Genomic DNA, 13,755 nt, shown 5'->3' on the forward strand with positions numbered 1-13,755 from the left:
GGTTGGGGCACATTAAGTGAGAGAGCGTTGGCGGTTGGGGCACATTAAGTGAGAGAGCGTCTGAACCACAAAAAGCGGTAGGCGCGCCCCGGAAACCGGGACGCGCCTACCGTGTTGTTGGTGGCGGGATGCGTCAGGATTCGGCGCCGCTGTGCAGCCCGTCGTCGCTGCTGTCATCCGACGGTGCTGCGCCCGTCTGGTCCGACAGGTCCATGTTGCCGCGGGCCTCGTCCATGGTGGGGCCGCCGGAGGGGACGCTGTAGGTGTCCGGGCGGATGCCGTGCGCTTGTTCCTCGATCAGCGCCTGCTCTTCGCTGAAGCGGATCGCGTTGGCTTCGTCTCCGGCGTCGCCGGGAATGTCCTCGCGGACTTTGGACGGGTCCGGGATGATGAATCCTGCGTCCGGTTCTTCCTTGGGGTGGCTCATTGTTCTACCTTCCTCTCGGTTGTACTACTGGGTGGGCCTGTCGATCAGGTCTGCTTTGAGGTCAAGGTCCTGGTCTCCACGCTTGACCTTGAAACCTACGGTGTCGCCGGGGTTGCGGTTGCGCAGTTCCGCCAGGAGCTTCTCGGGGGAGTTCAGCTCCACTCCTTCCATGGACTCCAGGACATCGCCGGGGCGGATTCCTGCACGTCCCGCCGGGCCGTCCTCGTCCACGGCCAGAACCACGACGCCGGTACTCGCCTCGATGCCCAGCCGGTCCGCGATCTGCGGTGTGAGTTCGCCCGGGGTCAGGCCGAGGTAGGCATGTTCGGCAGTGCCGTCTGCCAGCAGTTCCTCCGCCACCTGCACGGCAGTGGCCGCAGGGATGGCAAAGCCCAGGGAGACGGCGCCGGCCGACGGCGGGATGTATGCCTCGCTGATGCCGATGATCTCGCCGCGCATGTTGATCACGGCGCCGCCGGAGTTACCCGGGCTGATGGGAGCGTCCGTCTGGATCAGGTCCACCAGGGACAGGCTGTTGGAGGCCGAGCCCGGAATGGACCGGTGCAGCCCGGAAATGATTCCGGCCGTGGCCGTGTTCTCGAAACCCAGCGGGGAACCGAGGACCAGCGCGCCTTCGCCTACCTTGGGCAGTGTGCTCTGGTAGACGGGCTTGGGCAGGCCTTTGCGGTCCGCCTGGACCAGGGCCAGATCGGTGACGGGATCACTGGCCTTGACCGTCCCCTGAACCCGCTGGCCGTCAGCGAAACCAACCTCCACCCTGGTGTTGCCGCTGATCACGTGCTCATTGGTGATGATGAGCCCGTCCTCCGAATACACCACGCCGCTGCCCACCCCGCCGTCGGTAAAGATGGTCACCACCGACGGCGCCAGATTCTCCACCAGTTCGGGAATGCCGCCGGCCGCGTCAGGTGCGGGAGCGGGATTGCTGGCGGCCGCTGAGGCGTTGGTGCCCGGGGAGGTACCGGCCGACGGCGGGGTGCTGCTCTGCGCTGTGTTGGCGCCGGACGTCTCGCTCGGCACAGGGGGATCCTGGGAGGTGCAGGCGGTCAGGGTGAGGGAAGCTGCCAGCAGGGTGCCTCCGGCAAGCGTGCCGAAGCGCGCGGAGCAGCGTGATCCCCGGCTGGTGCTGATGCTCATGGACGGACCTCCCTGCGGATGCTGGCTGTCCTACCACCGTAGCCGGGCAACAACAGAAATACCAAGCACCCTTAGTATTCCTGGAATGCTGACTCCTGGAAAACGGTTAGGGCTGGGAGTGGAGCCCGTCGAATGCCATGGTGATGACGTCGTCAGCAAGCCGTTTGGGGGAGAGGGAGCCGCCCGGTTTGTACCACTCCACGATCGAGTTGATCATGCCGAAGAGGAGCCGGGTGACCGTCCGGGGATCGATGTCCTGGCGCAGCGAGCCCTCGTCCCGAGCGGCGGAAATCAGCCCGGCCACTTTGTGGTCGAAGGTGCGGCGACGTTCCAGCGCATCCCGCTCAATCTCGGTGTTCCCGCGGAGCCGCAGCAGCAGGGTGACGAACGGCAGCCGCTCCACGAGGACTGCCACAGTCTGCCGGAGGACAAACTCCAGCCGGGCATCCGCTGCGCCGGACGTGGCCTGCGGCTCCTCCAGGATCGCCTCCAGTCCGCCCAGGGCGTGGTCCAGGGCGAGCTTGAGCAGATCACCCTTGGACGGCACGTGGTGGTAGATCGCCGACTTCGAGATGCCCAGGTTGTCCGCCAGGATGCCCATGGATGTCGCATCGTAGCCGTGCCGGTTGAAGACGTCGACGGCGATGCGCAGCACCGATTGCTGGTCGTATCCAGGGCGGCCGCGCTTGGTGCCGGCGGTGCTGGTGTCAGTGGTGCTGGGCATAGTGGCTAGTTTCTCACGAACGGTCGGTCAGTCGGCGCACGTCGGTCGATACAGGACCCCTTAGCCCTTCGGCCGCAGGTCGTAGATGCGGCGCAGCTTGCCGTTGGACCGCTCAAGCGAGCCCGGCTCCACCACGTCCACCACACACGAAGAACCCACGTGGATCTTGATCTGCTCCTTCAAAGCGCGTGCCGCCGTCGTGCTCTGCTCGGGGGTGACGGCGTCCCGCCGCTCAATCCGGACGGTGAGCTGGTCCATCCGCTGCCCCTCGGGGCGGGTGAGTTCGAGCTGGAAGTGCGGGCTCAGCTCGGGGATGCGGAGCGCGATTTCCTCGATCTGGGACGGGAAGAGGTTCACACCGCGCAGGATGATCATGTCGTCGCTGCGGCCGGTGATGCGGCCCATCCGCCGGTGCGCCGGACGCGCGGTGCCGGGCAGGAGCCGGGTGAGGTCCTTGGTGCGGTAGCGGATGATCGGGAGGGCTTCCTTGGTGAGTGAAGTGAAGACCAGCTCGCCGTGTTCGCCGTCGCGCAGCACGTTTTCCTTGCCCACGACGGGGTTGAAGGCGTCGATGATTTCGGGGCGGAAGTGGTCCTCCCAGATGTGGCTGCCGTCCTGCGTTTCCACGGCCTCGCCGGCGACGCCCGGGCCCATCACCTCGGAAAGTCCGTAGATGTCGCAGGCCTTGATGTTCATGGTGACTTCGAGTTCGTGCCGCATCTCCTGGGTCCACGGCTCGGCGCCCAGCACTGCGAATTTCAGTGAGGTGGAAGCCGGGTCGATGCCCATGTGCGCCATGGCGTCGGCGATGGTCAGCAGGTAGGTGGGGGTGGCCAGGATGGCATCCGGCTTGAAGTCCTGGATCAGCTGGATCTGGCGTTCGGTCTGGCCGCCGGACATCGGGATGACGGTGCAGCCCAGTGCTTCAGCGCCGGCGTGGGCGCCGAGCCCGCCGGTGAACAGGCCATAGCCGTAGGCATTGTGGACCTTCATGCCGGGGCGGACGCCGGAGGCGCGGAAGCTGCGGGCCACGAGTTTGGCCCAGTCGGCCAGGTCCTGTTTTGTGTAGCCGACGACGGTGGGCCGGCCGGTGGTGCCCGAGCTGGCGTGGATGCGGGCTACTTCGCTCTGCGGAACCGCGAACATACCGAAGGGGTATTCGGCGCGCAGGTCTTCTTTGGTGGTGAAGGGAAAGTTGCCCAGGTCGGACAGTTCGCGCAGGTCGCCGGGGTGGACGCCGGCGTCGTCGAACTTGCGCTTGTACAGGGGGACTCGGTCGTAGGCGTAGGCGACGGTGTGCTGCAACCGGCTGAGCTGGAGCGCCTCGAGCTCGTCGCGGGAAATGGTTTCCTCGCGGTCCAGCGGGGCGTCTGTTGCGGCGTCCTTTACGGCGGGGGAAGCGGGGGTTTCGGGGGCGTGGAGGGTCATGGTTGTCCTACTTCTTGGGGATGGTCCGGCTGCGACCGCGGAACTCGGCAATGAGCTCGCCGGGGGTGTCGGAGGCGGGGGCTTCTGCCTGGGGGGAGTCGGCGGCGAAGATCTGGATGTCGTACAGGCCGCTGCGGCCTGCGCTGGAGCGCCGGTCGGCGACGGCGGTCAGCACCTGGCCGCGGAAGGCGGGCTTGAGGAAGTTGATGTCCACGCCGGAGGCCACGGTGATGTTGTTTTCCTCCCCGGGCGCCGGGACGGCCGGGTTGCAGGCGAGCGCAAACGCCGTATCCCCGAAGGCGAAGATCATTCCGCCGTGGGCCATGCCGAAACCGTTGAGCATTTCCTGCCGGAGGGTCATCCGGATGGTGGCGTGGCCGTCGCTCAGCGAGAGGACCTCAATGCCCATCCACTCGGAGGCGTAATCGTTCTCCAGGATCTGGTGGTGGGGCCCGGAAAGGGTTGTTTCAGCCATGCGTCATTGCCTCCAGCTTTATTTACCGAATGTTCATTAGGTAATCCCATGAGGGGGTCCAGTGTCAAGGGGAGGGCGTGCGCTCCAGCCCGGTTACTCCCGCGTGAGGGTCTCCCAAACCGGGACACGCCGTCGTCTGCGGCGCGCCGGGGAAGCGCCAGAAAAGCAACCGGGCGGGAATGCACGGCAGCGGCGGACTGCAGTGCCCATCACCACACCTCCCGGCGGGGCAAGCGCTGCCGCAAGTCCCGGTGCAGGTGCAAGGATGGAGTACCGGCAGCAGCACACCAGCAAAGGGCGGACCATGGCCAAAGGCATCTACGTCAGCGCAACCACTCCCGGATCGGGCAAGTCGCTCGTGGCCCTGGGGCTCGCGGATACCCTGTACCGCCACGCGGACAGGATCGGCTTCTTCAAGCCGGTGGTTCACGGTCCTTCAGCCGGCGACGATCCCATGGTGGCCCTGATGAAGTCGCGGTTCGAGCTCGATGATGAGCGGTGCCGCGGCGGCCTCACGCACGAGGAGGTCAGGTCCCTGCTGGCGGAAGGCAAGCGGGAGGACATCGACTCCCGCTGCGTGGAAATCTTCGCCGAGATTTCCCGGCACTGCGACGTGGTGATCATCGAGGGGACGGACCTTACCGGCCAGGATGCCGCCGTCGAATTCGACCTGAACGCGCGCCTGGCCAACAACCTCGCAGCACCGGTGGTGGCGGTGGTGGGTGCAAAGGGGCGCACCGTGGCCGAGGCCGCGGCCGCCGTCGAGGTAGCCCGCAAGGAGCTGTCCGCGGAGAAGTGCGCCCTGCTGGCCATCATGGTGAACCGCGCCGACCCGGACGACGTGGAGGCGATCGCCGCCGCCGTCAAGCCCGGCGCGTCCAAGCGGCCGGTCTATGTGCTGCCGGAGCTGGAGGAGATTGCCCGGCCCACCACCGGAGAAGTTGCCGCTGCACTGGGCGTGCGGCAGATTGCCGGCCGGGCGGACATGGAACGCGACGTCCGGGACATCAAGGTGGCGGCCATGAACGTGGGCAACTTCCTGAACGTCCTGGATGAGGGCGCCCTGGTGATTGTGCCCGGCGACCGCGCGGACGTGATGGTGGCATGCCTGGCGTCATCCTTCTCGCCGGAGTTCCCGGTGGCCTCGGCGCTGATCCTCACCGGCGGGCTGGCCCCGGACGCGAACATCTACCCGCTCCTGGCGCAGGCACCGTTCCCCGTCTTCGCCGCCAGTGATGATACGTACACCACCGCCCGCCGCGTCTCCGAGGTCCGGAGCGAGATCTGGTCCGGACACCGGCGCAAGGTGGCCTCCGCCCTGGGTCTCTGGTCCCGCACCGTGGATGAGGCGGAGCTGGTGGAGCGACTGCACCTGCCGCGGGCCGAACGCATGACACCGCTGCGCTTCCTTCATGACCTCATCGAGCGGGCCCGGGCACAGCGCCGGCACGTTGTCCTGCCCGAAGGGACGGACGTTCGCATCCTGCGGGCGGCGGAAATCCTGCACCGGCGCGACGTCTGCGACCTCACCGTGCTCGGTCCGGAATCGGATGTCCGGGAGCTGGCGGCTGCCCGCGGCATCGACCTGTCCGGGATCAACATCGTGGACCCGGCCACCTCGGACCTCCGGCAGAAGTTCGCAGAGATCTACTCGGAACTGCGGGCGCACAAGGGCGTGGACCTGCCCAAGGCCTTGGAGATCATGCAGGACGTCAGCTACTTCGGCACCATGATGGTCCAGCTCGGGGTGGTGGACGGCATGGTGTCCGGGGCTGCGCACACCACCGCACACACCATCCGGCCGGCGCTGGAGTTCGTGAAGACCCGCGAGGGCGTGAAGATCGTGTCCTCGGTGTTCCTCATGCTGATGCCGGACCGGGTGCTGGTGTACGGCGACTGCGCGGTGAACCCCGATCCCAACGTGGAGCAGCTGGCGGACATCGCGCTGGCCTCGGCCGAGACGGCGGCCCAGTTCGGGGTGGAGCCGCGGGTGGCCATGCTGTCCTACTCCACCGGCGGCTCCGGTTCCGGCGAAGCGGTGGACCAGGTGCGGCAGGCCACCGGGCTGGTGCGCGAGCGCCGGCCGGACCTCGCCGTCGAAGGCCCCATCCAGTACGACGCCGCCGTGGACGCTTCCATCGCCGAGTCCAAAATGCCGGGTTCCTCCGTGGCTGGGCAGGCCACCGTGTTCATCTTCCCGGACCTGAACACCGGCAACAACACGTACAAGGCGGTGCAGCAGAGTTCGGGGGCTGTGGCGGTCGGACCCGTCCTCCAGGGACTGCGGAAGCCGGTGAATGACCTCTCCCGCGGCTGCACTGTTGAGGACATCGTGAACACCGTGGCCATCACAGCCATCCAGGCGCAGGCGCCGGCGTCCTAGAGCGATACAAAGGGCGACGGCGGCACCCGGGCAGGTGCCGCCGTCGCCCTTTGCTTGCCTAGCTGTTGTCCGGCTTGGCCAGGCTCTCCTTGTCCTCTTCCTTCGCGGGTTCATCGGAGAGACCCTGCGGCGTGAGGTCGAGGCCCTCGGTATTCTCGGGCGCCTGCGGAGCCTCGCCTGTCTCCGCCGCCTTGAGGCCGCCCGTGTCGTCCAGGGCAGGGTTGGCGCCCTCCACGCCGGTGGGATCCTTGGTTCCGGAGCCTGTATTCATCGGAGCAGTGCTGCTGGAACCCGTGTTGGTGGGGTCGTCTTCGTCGATCCGGGTGGGCTCGTTCGTCATAAGAATGTCCTCTCGCCGTGGTCCAGCCTGTCCGCCGACTTTAGGCACAGCCCGCGCCCGTCCGCAAGGAAACCGCCAACCGCCCCACATATAGTGGGGTTTGAACTGCAGAAGCCAGGCTCAGGAGGCCCGCATGCTCGTGCTCGTCATCAATTCCGGCTCGTCCTCCCTCAAGTACCAGGTGCGCGATGTCGCGGCCGGGAGCGTCCTCACCGAGGGGCTGATCGAAAAGATCGGCATGGGCAACGGCGGCGACGGGGACGGTGAAATCGAGGGCCCGCGGGACCATGCCGAGGCGCTTGAGCTGGTGGACACGGCCATCCACGAGGAGCTGGGAAACCTGGAGCTGACCGCCGTGGGGCACCGGGTGGTGCACGGCGGCGAGCGTTTCGCCGAGCCGGTCCTGATCGACAACGAGATCACCCGCGCCATCGAGCGGCTCAACCCGCTGGCGCCCCTGCACAACCCCGCCAACGTGCTGGGTATCCGGGCCATCAGCAAGAAGTGGCCCAAGATGCCGCAGGTGGCCGTGTTTGATACCGCCTTCCACCGCACCCTTCCGGAGCAGGCCTGGCGCTACGCCGTCCCGGACGAGCTGTACACCAACCACGGCATCCGCCGCTACGGCTTCCACGGGACTTCGCACGAGTACGTCACCCGCCGCGCGGCCGCGCTCCTGGACCTTCCGGTCAACGAGTTCGACGGCGTCATCGCCCACCTGGGCAACGGCGCATCCGTCACCGCCATCCGGGGCGGGCACTCCGTGGACACCTCCATGGGCTTCACCCCGCTGGAGGGCCTGGTGATGGGCACCCGCTCGGGCGATCTCGACCCGTCCATCCTGGTCTTCCTCGGCAGAGCCGGCTGGAGCCCCGAAGACATCGACACCATGCTCAACCGGGAATCCGGGCTGAAGGGCCTGGCCGGCAACAACGACATGCGCTCTGTGGTGGAGGCGGCCGAAGCCGGCGACGAGAAGGCGGCTACGGCGCTCGCGGTCACCTCGTACCGGCTGGCCAAGTACATCGGCGGCTACCACGTGGCGGTGGGCGGGGCCAAGGCCCTGGTGTTCACCGCCGGCATCGGCGAGAACTCGCACCAGTTCCGCACCCTCGTGGCGGAGAAGCTGGGAGCCCTGGGTGTGGAGCTCGACGCCGGCCTGAACGCTGAGAGGTCCAAGGAACCGCGCGTCATTTCCACGCCGCAGTCCCGCCTCCCCGTCCTGGTGGTTCCCACTGATGAGGAACGCGCCATCGCGGAGGCGACGGCCGCCGTCGTGGGATCCGGGTCCGCCGGGTAGCCCATGCCGCACATCACCCTGCCGATCCGTACGGAGCGGCTCATCCTGCGCCGCTTTGAGGGCAATGACCTGGACGCTTTCCACGCCTACCATTCGCTGCCGGAAACGGCCCGGTTCCTGCCGGGGCCAGCCAAAACCTACACACAGTCGATGGAGCGGGTGGGCCGGTACGCGAACTTCGTCTTCGAGAAGGAGGGGGACTGGGTGGCCCTGGCCATTGATGCCTGCGGCGAGCCGCGGCTTCAGGGCGAGGTGGTGCTCAAGTGGCTGCCTGGCCATGGCCAGGGGGAAGTGGGCTGGACCCTGGCGCCGGATGCCAGGGGCAAGGGCTACGCCACGGAAGCTGCGGGGGCGGTGCTCCGGCTTGGCTTCGAGGAACTGGGCATGCACCGGATCGAGGCGCGGCTGGACGAGCTCAACACATCATCTGCCGCGCTGTGCCGCCGGTTGGGCATGCGGCAGGAGGCACGGCAGGTGGACAAGTGGCACTACAAAGGCCAGTGGGCCACGGAGCTGATCTACGCAATCCTGGCCGATGAATGGCGGGTGGCCAGGTCCCTCACGCGCCCGGAGCACTAACCAGGGAGTTTTTGTCCAGATATGCAGGCTTCCGACGCAACAAAGTCTGCATATCTGGACAAAAACTCCAATGGGGCGGTTAGGCGCGGCCCTTGAGGATCATGTTCCAGTACACCTGCGGGAAGATGTTGCGGTCCACCACCCAGGACAGCCTGCTCTCGTTCCAGGTGGGGACCCGGGGGACGGTGGGCATGGGCCTGTACCGGTCGTCGAACTCGGCGAACACCACGGTGTTGCGGGAGACCGTGAAGGGGCACACGGAGTAGCCGTTGTACTTGGCGGGGAGCGGCTTCCCCTTCCGGGCGGCCACCAGGTTCTTGGCCAGCACCATGGTTTGCTTCCGCAGCGCGCCGCCGGACTTGGAGTTGGTGGTTCCGGCGGCGTCGCCCAGGGACCAGACGTTGGGGAACCTGATGTGCCGCAGGGTTTGCCGGTCCACTTCGACAAAACCGCCGGCGTCACCGGCCGCGGGCAGGTCGGTTGCCTTGAGCCAGTCCGGCGCCGACTGCGGGGGAACCCCGTTGAGGACGTCGTAATGCAGGTTTTCCTCCGCGCCGGTGGCGGTGTTCCGGATGGTGGCCAGCTGGCCGGCCGCGTCCACGGACAGCAGTTCGCTGTTGGTCCACAGTTCGATGCCGTACTCGGCGATCTTGCGATCCAGCTCCCGGTCCACTTCAGGAACCCCGAACACGGTGGGATAGGGCTGGACCATCACCACCCTGATCCGGTCCAGCACGCCCAGCCCTTTCCAGTAGTCACAGGCGAGGTACATGGGCTTCTGCGCAGCGCCGCCGCACTTGATCGGGCCGGCGGGCATGGTGAAGAGGGCGGTGCCGGATTTCAGCCCGCTCAGCAGGGTCCATGCCTTGGGCGCCAGCTCGAACTCGTAATGCGAGGCACCGTGCGGTGAATGCACTGCCTCGGCAAGGCCGGGCACGGCATCCCAGTCATACTGCAGGCCCGGACATACCACCAACTGCCCGTACGACACAGTGGCGCCGGACTCGAGGGTCACGGTGTTCGCATCGGTGTCGATCCCGGCAGCGGCGTCCCGGATCCAGGTGACACCGTCCGGTATCAGCGGTTCCTGCGGCCGGATGGCCTCCTTGGCCGAGGCCCTGCCTCCGGCGATGTGGGAGAACAGCGGCTGGTAGAGATGGTGTTCCCGGGGTTCCACCAGGGCCACGTCCTTGACTCCGTAGCGCTCCAGCCGGGCGGCGAGGGAGATGCCGGCGTTGCCGCCGCCGATGATGACAACCTCGTGCTGGGCCGCCATCGGCTTACTTCTTTTCCGTCAGGGCCGAGGCCTTGTGGGCCGCACGCGCTCCGGTCTTCGCCGACTCAACCACGTACTGCGGTTCGTCCTCGCTGGCGCGGTGGGTGTGGCCGTCCAGTTCGAAGTCGCTGGTTTTCTTCTCCACGATCTTCCCGTGCGTCTTGCCCTGCGGCGTGTTCCATTCCACGGACGTTCCCTTGCTCAACGACATCTGCTCTCCTAGCTGGGGTTTGCTGTGGGTACAGGTTCCACGGCCGGGGCCGTGCCCCCAGTATCCGCCGTCGGCGCCACGGTCTCAACGGGAGCGTACGACGGCGGCGCGTCACCGGGAGCGGGCTGCGTGGCCGGTGCGTTGGCCGGGGCAGTTCCTGCCGGAGCGGGTGCTTCGCCTCCCGTGCCGGAGCCGGGCGCGGTGTTACCGGAGGGCGATGAACCCGGAACGGCCGGGGTCGTCGGCGACGCTGTGCTGCCCGCCGCCTGGCCCTTCGTGGCACCGGGATCGGCCTGGATGATCGCGGTGATCTGCTCCTTGTAGGCAGCGAGCCGGCCCTGGATCTCCGAGAGCGGCACATTCTGGATGTTCCGGCCGTACTCCGCGATCTCGGCCCACAGGGCATTGAGCTGGGCCAGGCTGGCCTCGCCGGGCGGGCCGTCCAGGGTGAGGACAAGTTGGCTGGCCAGGGCGTAGGTGAGGCAGTCCAGGCAGTTGTAATTGGCTGCAGCGGACAGGTTCTCCGGGACAATAACGTCCGTCTGGCCCACAACAAGCACTACCTGGAAACCGACGGCCACTGCCGCGCAGCCGGTGCAGTTGGCAAAGGCATAAGCCTCGTTCCGGGTGTCGACCGGTTCGCCGTCTTCGGCCCACACGAGCGCGAAGGCCACACTGTACGTCACCGAACCATCGGCGGTGTTCACGGCAAGCGCCTGGTTGCCGTCCTCTTCGGGCGCGGCTGGCCGGTCGAACGGGAATACCCATGAGGGGGCGGCTGGGCTGCCGGATCCGGCCGGGGAACCGGTGGATGAATCCGCGGCGGAGTCGTCCAGCGGCACCAGCACCATGGCCAGCTGCGGGTTCTCACGGGTGGGCGTCGCGGTTCCTTCCGGCCACAGCGCTACGGTCCTGCCGCTGCCGCCCTCACGCAGGGCCGTGCCCGTGGACGGCAGGATGGAGGTGGTCGCATCAGCCAGCGTGCCGCGTTCGTAAGGCTGCACCGGACGGTACGTCCCGCCGTCGGGCCACCATGCCCAAGCCAGCCCGGCCAGCAAAGCTGCCACGGCACCCATGGCAGCGGCCCGCTGCAGGAACTTTCCGCGGGTCTTTTGCCAGAGCCCGGTGACCAGTTGACGCAGGAGCCGCAGCAGGATGTAGAGCACGCCAACCATGGGCAGGGCGACGGCAGCGATGGCCAGGACGCGCACGGCCGCCCCCGCAAGGTCGCCGTCGGACAGGCTTTCGGCGAGTAGCGCCTGCTGTTTGGCTGCACTGCTCCAGGCGGTGGCCAGCAACCGCGGCAGGGAAATGACCATCATGGCCAGGCTGAACAGCAGCAACGGCACGGTGACCAGGACCCACAGCGTTACCACTGCCCGGGCCCAGGGCTTGAGGACCCTGCTTTCCGGATTGCCCCAGTGCCACGGCAGCAGGCCCAGCAGAGTCGGTTTGATGCGCTGGAACAGGTCCGGGACCCCGGCGGCGTCGGCCAGGATGTGGTAACCGTCAAACCTGACCAGGGGCAGCAGTTGCCGGACCATCTGCAGGATCTGCGTGACAACCACCAGCAGCAGCGCGTCGAATCCGGTGGCCCACCACAGCCCCATGATGGCCACTGCCACGATGGCGTTGAAGTACAGGCCGCCGAAATCCGTGCGGAGGCGGCCGGCGCGGCCCAGCCGGTATGAGTCCGTGACATCGGTGAAGAACGCGGGCCAGACGAGGTACAGGCCCGCACCCATGGCACCGGGGGCGGAACCGCCCTTCCGTGCGGCGGCGGCATGCCCAAATTCGTGGAAACCCGCGGACAGGATGGTGACGGCAAAAATCAGCAGGAGCAGGACAGGCTTGTCGAACGCTTCGTGCGTGGCCGACGCCAGCCCCTTCACCATCAGCACCCACCAGCACGAGGCCAGGAATGCCGCCGTCACCGCCACCACAATCAGGGGGTTGAACAGGACCGTGAACGGGGCAGTGATCCGGCGGGTGCGTTCCGGGTCCGTCACGGTGTAGCGGAAGCGCATGCCCAGCAGGGGGTCGGCCTTGCGCACCTCGGGCTGCGATCCGTCTGCCAGCCGCAGCAGGCCCAGCGGCAGCAGCTGTGAGTCCATCAAAGTGCGCACGTTGTCGGCGCTGATGAGTCTTCCCGACGCCGCGCCGGCGTGCGCAGCGATCTCCTCTTCGCTGCGCCTGCCGTCCACTGCCTCCAGCACCTCGTACAGCAGGGGCGTCAGCTGGAGGGTCTGGCCGTCCGCGCGGCGGACCAGCGCAGGCGGCTCCCGGTAACCGGACCCCTCCGACTTGCCGATGAGTTGGACGCCGTCAGCCCGGGCAGGGACAGGCAGCGGCGCCTCGGCCAGGGGCGCAGCGGACGACGGCGGGCCGGCCTGGGAGCGCGGCCCGCCGCTCGTGTGGGTCATCTGGGCTTACTGTTCGAGGTCGGACTGCTGGTCAGCCGAGGCATTGGCTTCGCCCTCGATGTGCTGGGTGATCAGCGCGTCCTGGTCCGCCACAGCATAGGCCTGGCTGTCGATGGAGCCGATGTTCGCGGCCACTGCGGCGTCGATCGGGGCAGCCACGTTGGCGTTTGCTGCCACGGCACCGTTGATCGGTGCGGCGATGTCCGCGTCGGCTGCAAGGTCCACGTTGACGTTGAGCAGGTCCCCGTCCAGCGCGGCGGCGGGATCCACCGGCAGCGCGCCCACGTCGGGCAGTGCTTCGCCCAGGCCATCCTCGGGGACGAGCCCGTCGGTGCCGGTTCCGTCCGGAAGGAGGGTGCCGCCGTCGGGCGCTGTCCCGGTACCTTCCGTGCCGGTAGCCGTGCCCTCGGTGCCCGTAGCTCCGCTGGCTGCAGTGCCGTCGTCGACGGTGTCGTTGCCCTGGTCGATGACGCTGTCCTGGGTGGACTCGGCGTTCGCGTCGGCCACGATGCCCTGCTCGATTACGACGCCCTGGTCTGCCAGCGCCTGGGCTTCCGAGCCGAAGGAAAGAATGTTTGCCGAGGCGGCCGCATCGATCGGGGCCGCCACGTTGGCGTTGGCTGCAACGGCAAGGTCGATGGGAGCTGCCGCATCGATGCCCAGGTCCAGATCCGCATTCAGGTCAAGGACCGAGGCCACTTCCTTGTCCGGCAAAGCCGTTGCCTGTTCCGCGATCAGTTCGTCGTCGGTCAGGGGACGCATTTCCTGTTCCATGCTCGCTCAAACCTCCACATACGGCGCCGGTTAACCTGCCCCCAGCGGGCAGCCGGCGCCAGACAATAGTAAGCATGATTACCTTCTTTGGGTACTGCGGGAGGATCGTCGCGCGTGATGTTGCTGCTGGTCAGGGACGGGGGTGCAAGGTGGCGGACCCGGGGCGAGGCCCGACGTGGCGGACGCTAAGCGCCTTCCCGCAAGGGCATTGACAGGGACGACCGGCGGGTCCACTCTGGCGCTGTGCCTGCCATTGC

Annotated in this window: 13 protein-coding genes; 3 read left to right on the top strand and 10 right to left on the bottom strand. The window is 67.4% G+C overall.

What is annotated here, in order from left to right:
• Positions 1–133 precede the first annotated feature (133 nt).
• The 5 genes from ARTSIC4J27_RS04055 to ARTSIC4J27_RS04075 form a co-directional block, all read right to left on the bottom strand.
• Positions 134–427: a hypothetical protein gene (locus tag ARTSIC4J27_RS04055; protein WP_050053945.1), complete on the bottom strand. Its 294-nt coding sequence runs from the start codon at positions 425–427 to the stop codon at positions 134–136.
• A 24-nt stretch (positions 428–451) separates the two neighbouring features.
• Positions 452–1,585: a S1C family serine protease gene (locus ARTSIC4J27_RS04060; protein ID WP_050053946.1), complete on the bottom strand. Its 1,134-nt coding sequence runs from the start codon at positions 1,583–1,585 to the stop codon at positions 452–454.
• A gap of 106 nt (positions 1,586–1,691) precedes the next feature.
• Positions 1,692–2,309 (bottom strand): TetR/AcrR family transcriptional regulator, encoded by a 618-nt coding sequence (locus ARTSIC4J27_RS04065; protein ID WP_050053947.1) that lies wholly within the window; start codon positions 2,307–2,309, stop codon positions 1,692–1,694.
• Positions 2,310–2,369: 60 nt separating this feature from the next.
• Positions 2,370–3,737 carry a phenylacetate--CoA ligase PaaK gene (gene paaK / locus ARTSIC4J27_RS04070; RefSeq protein ID WP_050053948.1) on the bottom strand — a complete coding sequence of 456 codons (1,368 nt, stop codon included), beginning with the start codon at positions 3,735–3,737 and terminating at the stop codon, positions 2,370–2,372.
• A gap of 7 nt (positions 3,738–3,744) precedes the next feature.
• The gene (locus ARTSIC4J27_RS04075) at positions 3,745–4,212 is read right to left on the bottom strand and encodes a hotdog fold thioesterase (RefSeq protein WP_050053949.1); all 468 of its coding nucleotides are present in this window, start codon (positions 4,210–4,212) and stop codon (positions 3,745–3,747) included.
• Positions 4,213–4,516: 304 nt separating this feature from the next.
• Between ARTSIC4J27_RS04075 and pta the strand changes: the two genes are divergently transcribed.
• Positions 4,517–6,595 carry a phosphate acetyltransferase gene (gene pta, locus ARTSIC4J27_RS04080; RefSeq protein WP_050054035.1) on the top strand — a complete coding sequence of 693 codons (2,079 nt, stop codon included), beginning with the start codon at positions 4,517–4,519 and terminating at the stop codon, positions 6,593–6,595.
• Positions 6,596–6,653: 58 nt separating this feature from the next.
• On the opposite strand, the gene ARTSIC4J27_RS04085 is transcribed toward pta, so the two are convergent.
• On the bottom strand, positions 6,654–6,935 hold the full coding sequence (locus tag ARTSIC4J27_RS04085) for a hypothetical protein (RefSeq protein WP_050053950.1): 282 nt from the start codon (positions 6,933–6,935) through the stop codon (positions 6,654–6,656).
• Between the two features lie 133 nt (positions 6,936–7,068).
• Here ARTSIC4J27_RS04085 and ARTSIC4J27_RS04090 point away from each other — a divergent pair, with 133 nt between their 5' ends.
• Both ARTSIC4J27_RS04090 and ARTSIC4J27_RS04095 read left to right on the top strand, forming a co-directional pair.
• The gene (locus ARTSIC4J27_RS04090) at positions 7,069–8,235 is read left to right on the top strand and encodes an acetate kinase (RefSeq protein WP_050053951.1); all 1,167 of its coding nucleotides are present in this window, start codon (positions 7,069–7,071) and stop codon (positions 8,233–8,235) included.
• A 3-nt stretch (positions 8,236–8,238) separates the two neighbouring features.
• A complete protein-coding gene (locus ARTSIC4J27_RS04095; protein WP_050053952.1) occupies positions 8,239–8,814 on the top strand; it encodes a GNAT family N-acetyltransferase in 576 nt (191 codons plus the stop codon).
• Between the two features lie 79 nt (positions 8,815–8,893).
• Here the strand turns inward: ARTSIC4J27_RS04095 and ARTSIC4J27_RS04100 are convergent, their stop codons facing one another.
• From ARTSIC4J27_RS04100 to ARTSIC4J27_RS04115, 4 genes are read right to left on the bottom strand one after another with little or no spacing between them, the layout of a single operon-like run.
• Positions 8,894–10,090, bottom strand: coding sequence for an NAD(P)/FAD-dependent oxidoreductase (locus ARTSIC4J27_RS04100; RefSeq protein ID WP_050053953.1), 1,197 nt, complete (start codon positions 10,088–10,090; stop codon positions 8,894–8,896).
• A 4-nt stretch (positions 10,091–10,094) separates the two neighbouring features.
• Complete coding sequence (locus ARTSIC4J27_RS04105) at positions 10,095–10,301, bottom strand: hypervirulence associated TUDOR domain-containing protein (protein WP_050053954.1); 207 nt, start codon at positions 10,299–10,301, stop codon at positions 10,095–10,097.
• A gap of 8 nt (positions 10,302–10,309) precedes the next feature.
• The gene (locus ARTSIC4J27_RS04110; protein ID WP_050053955.1) at positions 10,310–12,724 is read right to left on the bottom strand and encodes a zinc metalloprotease; all 2,415 of its coding nucleotides are present in this window, start codon (positions 12,722–12,724) and stop codon (positions 10,310–10,312) included.
• Between the two features lie 6 nt (positions 12,725–12,730).
• Positions 12,731–13,498, bottom strand: a complete 768-nt coding sequence (locus tag ARTSIC4J27_RS04115; protein ID WP_050053956.1) for a hypothetical protein — start codon at positions 13,496–13,498, stop codon at positions 12,731–12,733.
• Positions 13,499–13,755 lie beyond the last annotated feature (257 nt).

The organism is Pseudarthrobacter siccitolerans, assembly GCF_001046895.1.
In the GTDB taxonomy this organism is placed as follows: Bacteria; Actinomycetota; Actinomycetes; order Actinomycetales; family Micrococcaceae; genus Arthrobacter; species Arthrobacter siccitolerans.